14 protein-coding genes are annotated in these 15,095 nt (G+C 59.0%); 9 read left to right on the top strand and 5 right to left on the bottom strand.

Going from position 1 to position 15,095, the window contains the following annotated elements; genetic code table 11:
• Positions 1-66: 66 nt before the first annotated feature.
• On the bottom strand, positions 67-825 hold the full coding sequence (locus KW839_RS13845) for an SDR family oxidoreductase (protein WP_060539573.1): 759 nt from the start codon (positions 823-825) through the stop codon (positions 67-69).
• A gap of 152 nt (positions 826-977) precedes the next feature.
• On the opposite strand from KW839_RS13845, the gene KW839_RS13840 reads away from it, so the two are divergent.
• From KW839_RS13840 to groL, 4 genes are all read left to right on the top strand, one after another.
• Entirely contained in the window at positions 978-1,709 is a 732-nt protein-coding gene (locus KW839_RS13840; protein WP_218424648.1) for a HugZ family protein, read from the top strand.
• Between the two features lie 66 nt (positions 1,710-1,775).
• Positions 1,776-2,252 carry an FxsA family protein gene (locus KW839_RS13835; RefSeq protein WP_218424647.1) on the top strand — a complete coding sequence of 159 codons (477 nt, stop codon included), beginning with the start codon at positions 1,776-1,778 and terminating at the stop codon, positions 2,250-2,252.
• A 248-nt stretch (positions 2,253-2,500) separates the two neighbouring features.
• Positions 2,501-2,794, top strand: coding sequence for a co-chaperone GroES (locus tag KW839_RS13830; RefSeq protein ID WP_034149036.1), 294 nt, complete (start codon positions 2,501-2,503; stop codon positions 2,792-2,794).
• Between the two features lie 49 nt (positions 2,795-2,843).
• On the top strand, positions 2,844-4,490 hold the full coding sequence (groL, locus tag KW839_RS13825) for a chaperonin GroEL (protein WP_060539576.1): 1,647 nt from the start codon (positions 2,844-2,846) through the stop codon (positions 4,488-4,490).
• A 166-nt stretch (positions 4,491-4,656) separates the two neighbouring features.
• Here groL and KW839_RS13820 read toward each other — a convergent pair whose 3' ends face one another.
• Positions 4,657-5,400, bottom strand: coding sequence for a phosphatase PAP2 family protein (locus tag KW839_RS13820; RefSeq protein WP_218424646.1), 744 nt, complete (start codon positions 5,398-5,400; stop codon positions 4,657-4,659).
• 217 nt (positions 5,401-5,617) lie between these two features.
• On the opposite strand from KW839_RS13820, the gene colR reads away from it, so the two are divergent.
• The 5 genes from colR (at position 5,618) to KW839_RS13795 (ending at position 9,329) form a co-directional block, all read left to right on the top strand.
• A complete protein-coding gene (gene colR / locus KW839_RS13815) occupies positions 5,618-6,301 on the top strand; it encodes a two-component system response regulator ColR (RefSeq protein WP_060539578.1) in 684 nt (227 codons plus the stop codon).
• Positions 6,291-7,568 (top strand): HAMP domain-containing sensor histidine kinase, encoded by a 1,278-nt coding sequence (locus KW839_RS13810; RefSeq protein WP_218424645.1) that lies wholly within the window; start codon positions 6,291-6,293, stop codon positions 7,566-7,568. The genes colR and KW839_RS13810 overlap by 11 nt, the downstream gene beginning before the upstream one ends.
• 141 nt (positions 7,569-7,709) lie before the next feature.
• The gene (locus KW839_RS13805) at positions 7,710-8,381 is read left to right on the top strand and encodes a class I SAM-dependent methyltransferase (RefSeq protein ID WP_218424644.1); all 672 of its coding nucleotides are present in this window, start codon (positions 7,710-7,712) and stop codon (positions 8,379-8,381) included.
• A gap of 4 nt (positions 8,382-8,385) precedes the next feature.
• Positions 8,386-9,099 (top strand): lipopolysaccharide kinase InaA family protein, encoded by a 714-nt coding sequence (locus tag KW839_RS13800; RefSeq protein ID WP_218424643.1) that lies wholly within the window; start codon positions 8,386-8,388, stop codon positions 9,097-9,099.
• 2 nt (positions 9,100-9,101) lie between these two features.
• Entirely contained in the window at positions 9,102-9,329 is a 228-nt protein-coding gene (locus KW839_RS13795; RefSeq protein WP_060539582.1) for a hypothetical protein, read from the top strand.
• A 62-nt stretch (positions 9,330-9,391) separates the two neighbouring features.
• On the opposite strand, the gene KW839_RS13790 is transcribed toward KW839_RS13795, so the two are convergent.
• The 3 genes from KW839_RS13790 to KW839_RS13780 all read right to left on the bottom strand — a co-directional run bounded on the left by KW839_RS13790 (position 9,392) and on the right by KW839_RS13780 (position 15,087).
• A complete protein-coding gene (locus tag KW839_RS13790; RefSeq protein ID WP_218424642.1) occupies positions 9,392-12,418 on the bottom strand; it encodes a multidrug efflux RND transporter permease subunit in 3,027 nt (1,008 codons plus the stop codon).
• A gap of 13 nt (positions 12,419-12,431) precedes the next feature.
• Positions 12,432-13,580: an efflux RND transporter periplasmic adaptor subunit gene (locus tag KW839_RS13785; protein ID WP_218424641.1), complete on the bottom strand. Its 1,149-nt coding sequence runs from the start codon at positions 13,578-13,580 to the stop codon at positions 12,432-12,434.
• A gap of 409 nt (positions 13,581-13,989) precedes the next feature.
• The gene (locus KW839_RS13780; protein ID WP_218424640.1) at positions 13,990-15,087 is read right to left on the bottom strand and encodes a DUF1513 domain-containing protein; all 1,098 of its coding nucleotides are present in this window, start codon (positions 15,085-15,087) and stop codon (positions 13,990-13,992) included.
• Between the last annotated feature and the right edge of the window lie 8 nt (positions 15,088-15,095).

The following is a 15,095-nucleotide window of genomic DNA, read 5'->3' as shown; positions in this document are numbered from 1 at the left end:
AGATAAGTTGACTGATCTACCGCTTTCGCGAGCAAGCCCGCTCCCACAGTTGCTTCGTGTCGGGCGTTAGATACGCAACCCGCCATCCATTTCCAGGATCCGACCGGTGTAGTAGTCGTTCTCGAAAATATACGCCGCCGAATGGGCGATCTCTTCAGGTTTGCCCATGCGCTTGAGCGGAATCCCGGCGGTCATCTTTTCCAGTGCGTCGGGCTTCATGCCCAAGGTCATTTCGGTTTCGATGAAGCCCGGTGCAATGCCGGCCACGCGAATGCCGTAGCGCGCCAGCTCCTTGGCCCAGGTCACGGTCGCGGCAGCCACACCCGCCTTGGCGGCGGAGTAGTTGGTCTGACCGACGTTGCCCGCGCGGGAAATCGACGAGATATTGATGATTGCGCCGCGGTTTTCCAGCTCGATCATTTTTGCCGCCACTTCACGGGTGCACAGGAACACGCCGGTCAGGTTGACGTCGATGACCGCTTGCCACTGGGCCAGGCTCATCTTGGTCATTTCGCCATCCTTGACCTTGAGCAGCAGGCCGTCGCGCAAGATCCCGGCGTTGTTGATCAAGCCATGGATCGCACCGAAATCTTCAGCGACCTGAGCGACCATGTGGGTCACTTGCTCTTCGTTGGCGACGTTGCACAGGTAGGCGCGCGCTTCGACACCCTTGGCCTTGCAGGCTGCCACAGCGTCGTCGAGTTTTTCCTGGTTCAGGTCGACCAGCGCGAGTTTCGCCCCTTTACCCGCGAAATACTCGGCCATGGAGCGGCCTAAACCCTGGCAACCGCCAGTGATAATGATTACTTTGTCAGTGAGTTGCATTCGCAATGCCCCGGTAGGTCTGGGTGTTTTTAATAGGCATCTTCTCCATCACGCCTACCTTGGCACATGAGAACCTGCCCCCAATGGTGTGCTGGTACGTTGACCAGCTGCTGATCCGTTTTTCTGACGGATTCTTGTTAAGGAGTCATAAATTGAGCGTCGAAACGGCTAAGCATGCACGAGAGTTGCTTCTCAAGGAATACCGCGGGGTGCTCTCCACGCATTCCAAGTCGATGCCCGGATTTCCATTTGGCTCGGTCGTTCCATACTGCCTGGACCCGCAGGGCCGGCCGTTGATTCTGATCAGCCGTATCGCTCAGCACACGCATAATCTGCAAAAAGATCCGAAATGCTCGCTGTTTGTCGGTGAACGTGGCGCCGAAGACGCACAGGCTGTCGGCCGCCTGACCTATCTGGCCGAGGCGAAACAAATCGAGGACGAAGCTGCGATCGAAGCCGCCGCAGAGCGCTATTACCGCTACTTCCCTGATTCACAGAACTATCATCAGGCCCATGATTTCGATTTCTGGGTGCTCGAGCCGGTGCGCCATCGTTATATCGGCGGGTTCGGGGCGATTCACTGGGTCAACGACCTGACGCTGGCCAATCCGTTTGCCGGCAAGGCCGAGGTGAGCATGGTCGAACACATGAACGCCGACCACGCCAAGGCAATCGCCCATTACGTCGATCTGGCAGGGCTGCCGAAAACCTCCCCGGCGCAGATGGTCGGTATCGATGCCGAAGGCATGCACCTGCGCATCGGTCAGGGCGTACACTGGTTGCCGTTCCAGGCCCCTTGCAACACGCCGACACAAGTCCGGGAAGCCTTGGTTTCTCTGGCTCACGCTCAACATTGGCCAAAAAATGAAGCGGCTGACGCTTGATTTCACGCAATGGCGACGTCATCTACGTTGAACTGGCAAGGCATTCTTGCGTTGAGGAACCATTTGATGCGCCCTTTTTTGTTGCTCTTTCTGCTGTTCCCGGTGTTGGAGCTGTTCGTATTCGTCAAGGTGGCAGGGGCTATCGGGTTTTTCCCGGCCTTGCTGTTGGTCATTCTCGGCTCGATGTTTGGTGTGTTCGTGCTGCGTATCGCCGGGCTGGCCACGGCGCTGCGCGCTCGGGAAAGCCTGAACCGTGGCGAGCTGCCCGCCCAGACCATGCTCGAAGGCCTGATGCTGGCGTTGGCCGGTGGCCTGTTGATCCTGCCGGGTTTCATCAGCGATGTGATCGGCCTGATCATGCTGCTGCCGTTCAGTCGCCGTCTGCTGGCCAATAAAATGCGCCAGCGCGCCGAGGATCAGGCCATGCGTCAGCGCGCTTTCGCCGACGACCTGCAACCACGCGGTGGTCCCGCGCCCCGTGAGCCGCTGGGACGTGAACCGGACGTGATCGAAGGCGAGTTCGAACACCGCGACCCCAAGTAAGACATCACGGCACACGGCACCTTCGGGTGCCGTGTTCATTTGCGCGGCATCGACATGAAAAATTTTCGATCCACGCCCTTGTAATAAGCTTATGCGCCCTTATGTAACGGTCACCGCAAGGTTTCTGGTGATCACGCCAGACAGACTTCCGCGGTTCGCTTGACGAACCGCACCCGGCAACGCCGGACTTTGTTAAACCCGCCGGGAATACACCGGCCGATGAAAACCACAATTAGGAGAGATCGACAATGAAGCTTCGTCCTCTGCATGACCGCGTCGTCATCCGTCGCAGCGAAGAAGAAAAGAAAACCGCTGGCGGTATCGTCCTGCCAGGTTCGGCTGCTGAAAAAGCCAACAGCGGCGAAATCCTCGCTGTAGGCACCGGCCGCGTACTGGATAACGGTGAAGTGCGTGCACTGTCCGTGAAAGTGGGCGACAAGGTTGTGTTCGGTCCTTACTCCGGCAGCAACACTGTGAAAGTCGACGGCGAAGACCTGCTGGTAATGAGCGAGAACGAAATTCTCGCCGTTGTCGAAGGCTGATTCCCCGCTCATTTTCCCGTTACTACAAAGTATTTAAGGAATATCGATCATGGCTGCTAAAGAAGTTAAATTCGGCGATTCCGCCCGCAAGAAAATGCTCACCGGTGTCAACGTCCTGGCTGACGCAGTAAAAGCGACCCTGGGCCCGAAAGGCCGTAACGTGATCATCGAGAAGAGCTTCGGCGCTCCGACCATCACCAAAGACGGCGTTTCCGTAGCCAAAGAAATCGAACTGGAAGACCGTTTCGAAAACATGGGCGCGCAGCTGGTCAAAGACGTTGCCTCCCGTGCCAACGATGACGCAGGCGACGGCACCACCACCGCTACCGTTCTGGCTCAATCGATCGTCAACGAAGGCCTCAAAGCCGTCGCTGCCGGCATGAACCCGATGGACCTGAAGCGCGGTATCGACAAAGCGACCATCGCTATCGTCAAAGAGCTGAAAGCCCTGTCCAAGCCATGTGCTGACACCAAGGCCATCGCTCAGGTAGGCACCATCTCCGCCAACTCCGACAACTCCATCGGCGACATCATTGCCGAAGCCATGGAAAAAGTCGGTAAAGAAGGCGTGATCACCGTTGAAGAAGGCTCGGGCCTGGAAAACGAACTGTCGGTTGTTGAAGGCATGCAGTTCGACCGTGGCTACCTGTCCCCGTACTTCGTCAACAAGCCAGAGACCATGGTCGCTGAGCTGGACGGCCCGCTGATCCTGCTGGTCGACAAGAAGATCTCGAACATCCGCGAAATGCTGCCAGTGCTGGAAGCCGTTGCCAAAGCCGGCCGTCCACTGCTGATCGTGGCCGAAGACGTTGAAGGCGAAGCCCTGGCGACTCTGGTTGTGAACAACATGCGTGGCATCGTTAAAGTCGCAGCCGTCAAGGCTCCAGGCTTCGGCGACCGTCGCAAGGCCATGCTGCAGGACATCGCTGTTCTGACCGGCGGTACCGTAATCTCCGAAGAGATCGGCCTGAGCCTGGAAAGCACCACCCTGGAACACCTGGGCAACGCCAAGCGCGTTACCCTGTCCAAGGAAAACACCATCATCGTTGACGGTGCTGGCGTTGAAGGCGACATCCAGGCGCGTATCGCTCAGATCCGTGCTCAGGTTGCCGAAACTTCCTCGGACTACGACCGTGAAAAACTGCAAGAGCGTCTGGCAAAGCTGTCCGGCGGCGTTGCAGTGATCAAGGTTGGCGCTGGTTCCGAAGTAGAAATGAAAGAAAAGAAAGCCCGCGTTGAAGACGCCCTGCACGCTACCCGTGCAGCCGTTGAAGAAGGCGTGGTACCTGGCGGTGGCGTTGCCCTGATCCGTGCTCTGCAAGCACTGTCCGACCTGAAAGGCGACAACGCCGATCAGGACGTGGGTATCGCTGTTCTGCGTCGCGCTATTGAAGCGCCGCTGCGCCAGATCGTTGCCAACTCCGGTGACGAGCCAAGCGTGGTTGTCGACAAGGTCAAGAACGGCGCTGGCAGCTTCGGCTACAACGCTGCTACTGGCGAATACGGCGACATGATCGAAATGGGCATCCTGGACCCAACCAAGGTAACCCGTTCGGCCCTGCAAGCTGCAGCCTCGATCGGTAGCCTGATCCTGACTACCGAAGCTGCAATTGCTGACGCACCGAAGAAAGACAGCGGTGCTGGCGGCGGTATGCCAGACATGGGCGGTATGGGCGGCATGGGCGGCATGATGTAAGCCAGCCTTACCCCTGTACTAAAAACCCCGCCTGCGAAAGCAGGCGGGGTTTTTTATTGGGTGTTGGTTCGGCTGCAGATCGTGTTACGTCCATTGCGGGCAAGCCCGCTCCCACAAGGGTCAGCGCTAACCCCGTGGGAGCGGGCTTGCCCGCGAATGCGTCAGGTCAGGCACCGACCGGCTCGGTGTTGCCTGCAAGTTCAACGTTCACCGCCGGGCGATACAGAATCCAGTAATACGAGCCCAGACAAATCAGCCAGCAAAACACCGCCGTCCAAATGTTGTGCGAAAAGAAGTGCGCCCCCTGCATCATCCGGCCGATGGAGAATATCGAACCCAGAGTGAAGGCGAAGACAAACGCCGCGCGGGCCATGCGCGGACGGCGATCACGCAGCACAAAGAACAAGGCAAACAGCGTGAAACCGGTTGCCGCATGCCCGCCAGGCCAGCAGCGGCCCGGCTTGTCCGTTTGCGGCCGCGGGCTCAACAACTCGCTGTAGGTTTCGTGACCACCGAACTGCTCGAGACTCCACGGGCATTGCACTGCCGTCACCGCTTTCATGGGCGTGACAAAGGCGGTCGCCAGGCCCAGCGACAGCACCAGGCAACCCAGTTCCCGTTTGAAGGGCTTGAGCCTGATCAGGAACAACGAGCCGATGAAACCGATAATGGCAAACACCGAGAACGCGATGACCACCTGCTTGGCCCGGTCATGCAGGATATCTTCCAGAAAGTAACTGTGCCGACCGATGAACTCACCCGCGACCGGATCGTAGAACAGCCTGGCCAGGTCCATGTCCAGCGAAGTCAGTTCGAGCAAGACCAGAATGATCGCGGTAATGGCGGGAATCCCCAGGCACACCCATACATTGAGCGGGCGAGAGGCAGGGCGGGTAAGGATCGAAACCATGGCAGTTCCTTGAGGCGAAGTGTTCGGAGAATGCGCAGCCGCACGGAGTGTCACCCCGGCCCTGTCGGCAACCTGTGAATCGATAGTGAAAAAGTCGTCAAGGCCGGCACTGGCTCATTGGTGGGATTAATAGCCCGACGCAGTCCTAGCCGTGAGCCACACTTGGCCTTAAGCTGCGCGAGCCATGAAGGCTGTTACTGTGTACGGAGAGATGCCGATGCGAATTCTATTGGTTGAAGACAACCGCGATATCCTGGCCAATCTGGCCGATTATCTGGGGCTCAAAGGCTATACCGTAGATTGCGCGCAGGACGGTTTGTCGGGCCTGCACCTGGCGGCCACCGAGCATTACGACTTGATCGTGCTCGACATCATGCTGCCCGGTATCGACGGCTACACCTTGTGCAAGCGCCTGCGCGAAGACGCCCGCAGCGACACGCCAGTGATCATGCTCACGGCTCGCGATCAGCTGGACGACCGCCTGCAAGGCTTCAAATCCGGAGCCGACGATTACCTGATCAAACCGTTCGCCCTGTCTGAACTGGCGGCGCGTATCGAGGCGGTCATGCGCCGGACCCAGGGTGGCGGCCGCCGCACCTTGCAGGTCGCCGACCTGAGCTATGACCTCGATACCCTGGAAGTCACCCGCGAAGGTCGCTTGCTGAAACTCAACCCGGTCGGCCTCAAGTTGCTGGCCGTACTCATGCAAAAAAGCCCCCATGTGCTGCGCCGCGAAATTCTCGAAGAAGCACTGTGGGGCGATGATTGTCCGGACAGCGACAGTTTGCGCAGTCACGTCCACCAATTGCGCCAGGTGATCGACAAGCCGTTCACCAAACCGTTGCTGCAAACCGTGCATGGCGTGGGTTATCGCCTGGCCGAGGGCCGTGATGGAGTTTAAGCAGAGCCTTGCTCAACGGATCATCATCGCCTTTGCGCTGATGAGCGCACTGGTAGCGGGTGCTTTCGCCGTGGGGATTGTCTTCACCGTGCACCTGGTGGAAGAAAAACTGATTTCGGCTGGACTGGGCGGCGATCTGCGGCGTCTGTTGCTGATGGACAATGTGTCGGACTGGAGCCATCGCCCGGAGCCGGACCAAATATTTTATTTCAGTGGCGGGCCGGGTGACTTTGAGCTGCCCAGGGATCTGCGCCACCTGAATCCCGGTTTTCACGAAGTGTTTCGAGAGCATCTGTCCTATCACGCCATGGTCGAAATCGTCGACGGCCGGCATTACGTGCTGTTGCAGGATCAGAGCGATTTCGAAGAGCGTGAGCGGATTCTGTTCGCCGTGGTTCTGGTGGGTTTCGTGCTGAGCCTGGTGCTGGCGGTATTTCTTGGCTGGGTTCTGGCGCGTAAAGTCATGGCGCCGGTAGTGCGTCTGGCTCGTCAGGTACGCCATCGCGATCAATTGCTGGGGCTGGCACCGCCGTTGGCACCCGATTACGCCGCCGATGAAGTGGGCGAACTGGCCGTTGCCTTCGACGCCACCCTCGGGCGCTTGCGCCAGGCATTGAACCGCGAGCGATTGTTCACCAGTGACGTCAGTCACGAATTGCGCACACCCTTGATGATATTGGCCAGTTCCTGCGAACTGCTGCTGGAAAATCCTGGCCTTGACCAGCGTGGCCGCGCTCAGGTCGAGCGTATTGCCCGGGCCTGTGCAGAGATGCGTGAATTGGTGCAGACCTTCCTGATGCTGGCTCGAGCTCAACATGAAGATGCCAGTATGTCGCCGCAACAGACCTTGAGCGAGGTGGCCGATGGTCTGGTCAGCCTTTGGCGCCAGCCGATCGAAACCAAAGGGTTGAAAATGATCTTTGAGCCAGGGGCACCGCAGAGTATCCGTTACAACGCAACGCTGCTGCATGCGGTAATGGGTAATTTGCTGCGCAACGCGCTGCACTACACCGAAAGCGGGTTCATTCGCCTGGCCCTGACGGACACGGGCTTTGTGGTCGAAGACAGTGGAGTGGGCATTCCCGAGGAAAAACGTGAGGCAATGTTCGAACCTTTCGTGCGGGGCAATGAAAAACGCGGGGAGGGCCTGGGGCTGGGCTTGTCATTGGTGCAGCGGATCTGTGAAAACCAGGGCTGGAATGTCAGCCTGGCCAATATGGAGCCCAACGGCTGTCGGTTCCAGGTTGACCTGACTCAATCCACCTAAACTTTTCTGTGAGTAATTGAGTTTGCTATGTAAAACTCCGTAATGATTCAGGGTCTCCATCAACACTTTTTTCACAAGGGCATGACCTGAAACTGACGCGTGGCTACTTACGGTGGCGTGATCAGATGGCAGGAGACTGTGATGACGGACGGCCCGATTAAATTAGAATTTTCCGAAAAGTACGACGATCAACATGCGCAACGTTACCTGCGCAAACATCAGGATGGGTTTGGGCGTCGATTGTCCCACTGGCGTGATGAGCAGTTGGCGCGCAAGGCCCTGTCACTGGCAGGCGAACCGGGTCTGGTCCTGGATTTGCCTTGCGGTGCAGGGCGTTTCTGGCCATTGCTGGCAGAAAAAGCCAACCGTGCAATCATCGGTGCGGACAATTCCGAATCAATGGTGAAGACTGCAACTCAGGCCCAGCCGCCGGAAGTGGTGAAGCGGGTGCAACCCTTGCACACTTGCGCATTTGACATTGCCTTGCCTGATAACGCCGTCGACAGCATTTTTTGCATGCGTTTGCTCCACCACATCGGTGAAGCGGGGCATCGAATGAAGATATTGCGCGAGTTCGAACGTGTCAGCCGCGACAGCGTGATTCTTTCGTTGTGGGTAAATGGCAATTTCAAAGCCTGGAAGCGCAAACGCGCGGAGAAAACCCGTGGACAGGAGGGTTATCAGAACCGATTCGTGCTCCCGGTTTCTACCGTAGAGAAAGAATTTCGGCAGGCGGGTTTCCGTATTCAGGAACGACTGGACTTTTTACCGCTCTATGCCATGTGGCGAGTTTACGTATTACGCAAGAGGTAACGGGATGGCAGTGCAGTGTGCAGCAGAAAAGGAAGTCGCTCCCCAGGAACGCTTCGATTATTTTTGGAACCAGCGCGGTGAGTGGGTAGAAGAACCCAACGTTCGCCGCGGTGGTGAAAGTGGCGTTCAGCGTGTCTTGGGCAGCGACGGTCAACTGCTTTATGTGAAGCGTCAGACCGGGCATATCTATCGCAGCTTGCTGCACCCGTTCGGTCGGCCCACTGTGTTGCGCGAGCGTGATGCACTGACTGTCATGACCGCGCTGGGTGTTCGCGTTCCGCAAATCGTGTTCAGCGGCGCACAGCGCGATCCAGTGCACAAATGGCGCGCCTTGCTGGTGACCAAGTCCCTTGACGGCTTTGAGGAAATTGAACACTGGTACGCTGGGGGAGGCCGCGAGCGTCATGGTGAGGTCGTGCATGATCGGGTGTTGAAGGATTTGGCCGAAAACCTGACGCGTATGCACAAGGCCCGCTGGCAACACAGTTGCCTTTACATCAAGCACGTGTTTGTTCGCGTCACCGGTGAAGGTGACTCGGCCAACGTCGAGGTTGCCCTGATCGATCTGGAGAAGTGCCGGCTGCGTCTGACTGCACGGCGCGCCGCTGCACATGACATGAAGCAGTTGCGTCGCCATTCGTCGTTCAACGCTGCAGACTGGAAGAAGCTCGTCTACTTTTATCAGGCGGCGTTTGGCAGCGCTATCAAGGGTTTATAACAATGAAACTCGAAATTGCACGAGGTTTGTTTTTAGTTGGAGCCTTGGCAGTTGCGTCTCTCGCGATGGCGGCCTGGGAGCAACCCCGCACCCAGGTCCTCAGCTCGATGAGCGCAGAAGAGCATTGTCCGGTACCACGGGTTGCGAAGGCATCCGTGGCCACTCAACCCGATCATGATTTATTGCTCTTCATGTTCGGGCTTGCTCAAGGATTGAGGCCGCAAAGTTGATCCGATTGAAGCCAAAATAAAGGCCTCGCACTGCTGCGAGGCCTTTTTTTTACTCGTCTGAATCAAGGTTTATCGGGTTTTGCCAGCAGCGTATACACACACGGCAACACGAACAGCGTGAACAAGGTCCCGATGGACATGCCCGTGGCGATCACCATGCCGATGTCGAAGCGGCTGACGGCACCCGCCCCCGTGGCAATGATCAACGGAACCATGCCAAATACCATCGCCGCAGTGGTCATCAAGACCGGCCGCAGGCGAATGGCAGCGGCTTCCTCCACGGCTTCCCGCGCGGTCAGGCCCTTGTCCTTACGCAGCTGGTTGGCGAATTCGACGATCAGGATCCCGTGTTTACTGATCAAGCCGATCAACGTCACCAGGCCAACCTGGGTATAGATGTTCATGCTCGACCAGCCCAGGAACAGCGGAATCAACGCACCACAGATGGACAGCGGCACGGTCACCAGGATGACCAGCGGGTCGCGGAAGCTTTCAAACTGCGCGGCCAGCACCAGGAAAATGATCGCCAGTGCCAGGGCAAAGGTGACCCACAGCGCGCTGCCTTCCTGCACGTATTGTCTCGATGCGCCTGCATAATCGAAGGTAAAACCGATCGGGGCTTCTTCTTGGGCGATCTGGCGCACCAACTCGATGGCTTCACCCATGCTGACCAGCGGCACGCCGGAAAGGATGGCCGAGTTGAGTTGCTGGAACTGATTCAACTGCCGAGGGCGCGCGCGATCAGAGACGGTAATCAGGGTCGACAGGGCCAGCAGTTCACCCTTGTTGTTCTTGACGTAATAGTTGTTAAGCCAGTCCGGGTTGTCGCGGAAGGGCCGTTCGACCTGGGCGATGACTTTGTAACTGCGCCCCTCAATGGTGAACCGGTTGATCTCCGCTTCGCCCAGCAAGGTTGCCAGGGTGCCCCCCAGATCCTGCATGGAAACCCCCATCTGCGCCGCCTTGGCGCGGTCGATATCCACCACCACTTCGGGTTTGTCGAAGGCCAGGTCGACATCGGCAAAGGCGAATTTGCCGGAATCCATCACGCGTTTTTTCACCCGCTCGATCACTTGCAGCAGCAGGTCATAATCGCTGGCGGAGTTGATGACGAACTGGAACGGCAACCCCTCGCCGGTGCCCGGCAGGGAGGGCAGGTTGAAACCGAAAACCTGCAGCCCGGAAATGCTCGCAAGTTTGCCCTGGACCTCGGGCAGGATCTCCATCTGGGTCCGGCTACGGTCGTTCCACGGCTTGAGCAGGAAGCCTCCGACACCCGATTGCACACCGTTGAAACCGTTGATCTGGAACGATGAGTAATACTCGGGGAACGCCTTGAAGATCTCGATGAACTCGTCGGTGTAGGTGTTCAGATAGTCCAGGTTGGTCGGTTGCGGGGCGTTGGCCAGCATGAAGATGATGCCCTGGTCCTCGTCCGGCGCCAGCTCCGTCTTGGTGAACTTGAGAAACACCGGAATCAGGCACAACACGATCACGGCGAACACCAGTACGACAGGTCGCGTATTGAGCGTGCCGTGCAGCATGCTCTGGTAGCGGCGCTTGAGGCTTTCAAAAATCACGTCCAGGCGGTGGGCCAGGCCGCTAGGGTTTTCATCGTGGCGCAGCAGGAAGGCGCACATCATCGGCGACAGGGTCAGGGCGATGATGCCGGAAATCACCACGGCCCCGGCCAGGGTCAGGGCAAACTCCTTGAACAGCGCCCCGGTGAGCCCGGTCAGGAAGCCGATTGGCGCATACACGGCCGCCAGGGTGATAGTCATCGACACCACCGGCATGGCGATCTCCCGGGCGCCTTCGATAGCAGCGTCCAGGGGCGTCTTGCCTTCTTCGATGTGCCGGTGGATGTTTTCCACCACCACAATGGCGTCGTCCACCACCAGGCCGATGGCCAGCACCATCGCCAACAAGGTCAGCAGGTTCAAGGAGTAACCCATCATCTGCATGAAGAACATCACCCCGATCATCGACAGCGGGATGGTGACCACCGGGATCACCACCGAGCGCAGTGCCCCGAGGAACAGGAAGACGACGACTATCACGATCAGCACCGCTTCGAACAACGTCTTGACCACTTCGTCGATCGAGGCCTGGATGAACAGCGTGGCGTCGTAGGCAATTTCAGCCTTGAGGTTGGGCGGCAACTGGGCTTCCAGCTCCGGCATGATCTTGCGCACTTCGCGGATCACATCCAGCGGGTTGGCGGCCGGGGTCGCCTTGATGCCGATGTAAACCGAAGGCGTGCCGCCGAAGGAACTGATGGTGTCGTAGTTTTCCGCGCCCATCTCGACCCTGGCGACATCGCTGAGCAGCACGCGGCTGTCGCCATCGACCTTGAGGGGGATTGCCCCGAAGGCTTCGGCAGATTTGAGCTCGGTATTGGCGTTGATGCTGGTGACCACGTACTCGCCTTTCACTTCACCGGCGGCAGAGAGGAAGTTGTAGCGGCGCACTGCATCGGTCACGTCGCTGGCGCTCAGGCCGAACCCGGCCAGCTTGACCGGGTCCAGCCACAGGCGCATGGCAAACACCTGGTTGCCGAGAATCTCGGCTTCGGCCATGCCCGGCAGGGTCGCCAGCTTCGGCTGGATCACCCGGGACAGGTAGTCGGTAATTTGTGGATTATTCAGTTCCTTGCTGAAGAAACTGATGTACATGAGTGCCGAGGCGTCAGCCGACTCCTTGCTCAACACCGGGTCTTCGGCGTCCTGGGGCAGCTGGTTCTTGACCTCGTTGGCCTTGGCCAGCAGTTCGGTGAACAGACGGTCGCTGTTGGCGCCGATGCGGGCGTAGATGGAGATCACCGAAAAATTCTGGCGACTCACCGAGGTCATGTAGTCGATGCCCTCGGCGCTGGCCAGGCTCTGTTGCATCGGCTGGGTGATGTAGCCCTGGATGGTCTCGGCGTTGGCCCCGGGGTAAGCGGTGGTTACCGTGATCAGGGCGTTTTCCATTTGCGGGTACTGACGCAGTGGCAGTTTGCTCCAGGCCTGGAAACCCAGTAATACAATCAGCAGGCTGACCACGGTTGCGAGCACCGGGCGACGGATGAACGGGTCGGTAAAAGCCATGGCGGTTCCTTGATCAGTCCGCGCCTGGCGGGCCGTTCTTCTTGGCTAGGGTCTTGTCGTCGCTGATGGCAATGTGTGCGCCGTTGTCCAGTTTGATCTGGCCGGCGGTGACCACTGCTTCGCCCTTCTGCACGCCCTTGGTGATCATCACCTGCCCATCACGACGTTCGCCGGTTTCGACGTAACGCCGTTCGGCGATGAGGATCGGCTGGTCTTTGTCGTCTTTTTCCAGGCTGCCGTCTTCGGCCTTCTTCTGCACGGCGACATATACCGAGTTACCGTAGAGCGTGTAGGTGATCGCGCTTTCCGGCACAACGATGCGCGGCAGGGGATTGGGCAACAGCACCTGCAGGCTGGCGAACATCCCTGGCAGCAGCTTGCCCTCGGGATTGGCCAGGGTTGCACGGACCTGCACGTTGCGGGTGCTGTTCTCCAGCTTCGGGTTGATTGCACTGATGGTGCCGGGGAAAGTCTGCTGCGGGTAGGCTGCGACAATGACTTCTATCTTCTGGCCGATAGCGATCTTCGGTACCGCCTGCTCGGGCACGAAGAAGTCGGCGTAGAGGCTGCTGAGGTCTTGCAGGGTTGCGATCATGGTGCCGCTGGCCACGTAGTCGCCGACATCCACCTGGCGAATGCCGATGGTCCCGCTGAACGGTGCCAGGATGCTTTTCTTGCCGAGCGCCGCCTTGAGTTGATTGACGGTGGCCTTGCTCTTTTTCAGTACCGCCGAGAGACGGTCGAACTCGCCTTTGGAAATGGCCTGGCTGCCGACCAGTTGACTGCCGCGGGTGTAATCGAGTTGGGCAAGTCCGAGATCGGCCAGGGCGGTTTCCAGCAGGGCGCTCTCCACGGCGCTGTCGAGCTTGACGATCGGCTGGCCGGCCTTGACCGTCTGCCCGGACTGGAACTGCACATCGGTGACGGTGCCGTCAGTCTCCAGGCTCAGGTCTACTCCTTGCAGCGCCTTCAGCGTGCCGACGGTGGGCAGGCGAACTTGCCACGGCCGCTCGGTGGCGGTAGCCACGGCGACGCTGATCGGCGGTTTAGGCGCCGAGAAGCCTTGAATCATCGTGTAGACGGAGAAGGCCTTGTAAGCGCCCAGGATCACCACGATCAGCAAGACAACACCCAACATGATCAGCATGCGGCGACGCAGCATATTTCCAGTTCCTTGGAGAAATCAGGTGAGACAGTAGGGCACATTACCGCGAGTCGGTGGGGGAATCCAACTGGCACTTTTTACGAGTGGCCCCGCCGATGACTGCTAGCCAGGGAATAGAGCGGCTGAACACAAAAACCGGGAGGCTTGCTGTGGTGAGGGGGCTTGCCTGTGGCGAGGGGGCTTGCCCCCGTTGGGCTGCGCAGCAGCCCTAAAAACGGAGAGCACGATGTAGTGGTTTATCTAAAAAACCCGCGGTGGTGGTTATGGGGGTGGCTTCGCCACCCATCGGGGGCAAGCCCCCTCGCCACAGGCAAGCCCCCCCACAGAAGGCAAGCCCTCTCACAGAAGGCAAGCCCTCTCACAGAAGGCAAGCCCTCTCACACAAGGCAAGCCCTCCCACAGAAGCTCAGACTAGATGAAGATGGTTGTCCCAGAGCCCTGCCGGAAGCTCCAGGGGTTTTGCCAGCAGCTCGGACTGGCGACAATCGTAGTAGCGGCAACGTCCCTGGCCCGAGGTCACGACGAAGCCATCGGCCACCGCACCGACTCCGGCGCAATCGGGCAAGGGTGCGTCCAGGCGTACTTCGCCGCTGTCCAGGTCCCAGATGAAAAAGCGGTTACCCCGTGGTGCAGTCAACGCCACCAGTCGCAAGTCGCTGTGCACCGCGACACTGGCGGTGTAGTGCCCCATGGCCTGCAATTGGTGTTCCGGCACCGGGAACGCGACAAAAGGCCGGCCGGGGCGCTTGATCGCCAGCAGCTCCGACGACTCATGGGCCGCCCCCATGAATTGCTGACCGGCGACGATGGTGCCGTCGCTGGCAATCCCCAGGTGACGCACGCTGTTCATCTGCTGGGCGAGGGTTTCGTTGCTCAACAGTGTGCCGTCACGCTGCATCAGCACCAGGCTCGGCTCCATGGCATCGAGGTTCATCTCGACCCGGCTTTCGGCCTCGGTGCGGATTCCGCCGTTGGCCACTACCAGGGTTTCGCCGTCGGGCATCCAGGACACCTGGTGCGGGCCGATACCGTGGGTGGAAATCTCACCGCTGTGCACCAGCCGTGCGCCTTCGAACTTGTACACACCAAGCAAGCCGCGACCCGGCTCGGTGGTGTCGTTTTCGGTGGCATACAGCCAGTCGCCGCTCTGGTGAACTACCGCGTGCCCGTAGAAGTGCCGGTTCGGCTTTGACGTCACGGTTTGCAGCAGCGAACCGTCGCGCAGATCGATCAGGTAGCTCTCGGTGCCCGGGCGGCGGGCGACAAACAGCGCAATCGGCTGAGTCGGGTGGTTGATGATGTCGTGGCAACGCTGGCCGACCTGGGTGGCAAACACCCGGGTGCCATCCAGTCGATAGCCGACGGCGTAGTGCTTGCCGTCGGTATCGTCCCGCGCCGATAGCAGCAGCGGGCTTTTATCCTTTTGCTTGAACAGCGTCCAGCCGCCCAGTGTCACTGCTCCCAGCAGCAAGCTACCTAAAGTCAGAGCCTGACGTCGCAGCATGGCACTCG

This window comes from Pseudomonas sp. PDM31 (assembly GCF_019218965.1).
In the GTDB taxonomy this organism is placed as follows: Bacteria; Pseudomonadota; Gammaproteobacteria; order Pseudomonadales; family Pseudomonadaceae; genus Aquipseudomonas.
The sequence above is the reverse complement of the archived record's forward strand: the minus strand, read 5'-3'. Positions and strand labels throughout refer to the sequence as shown.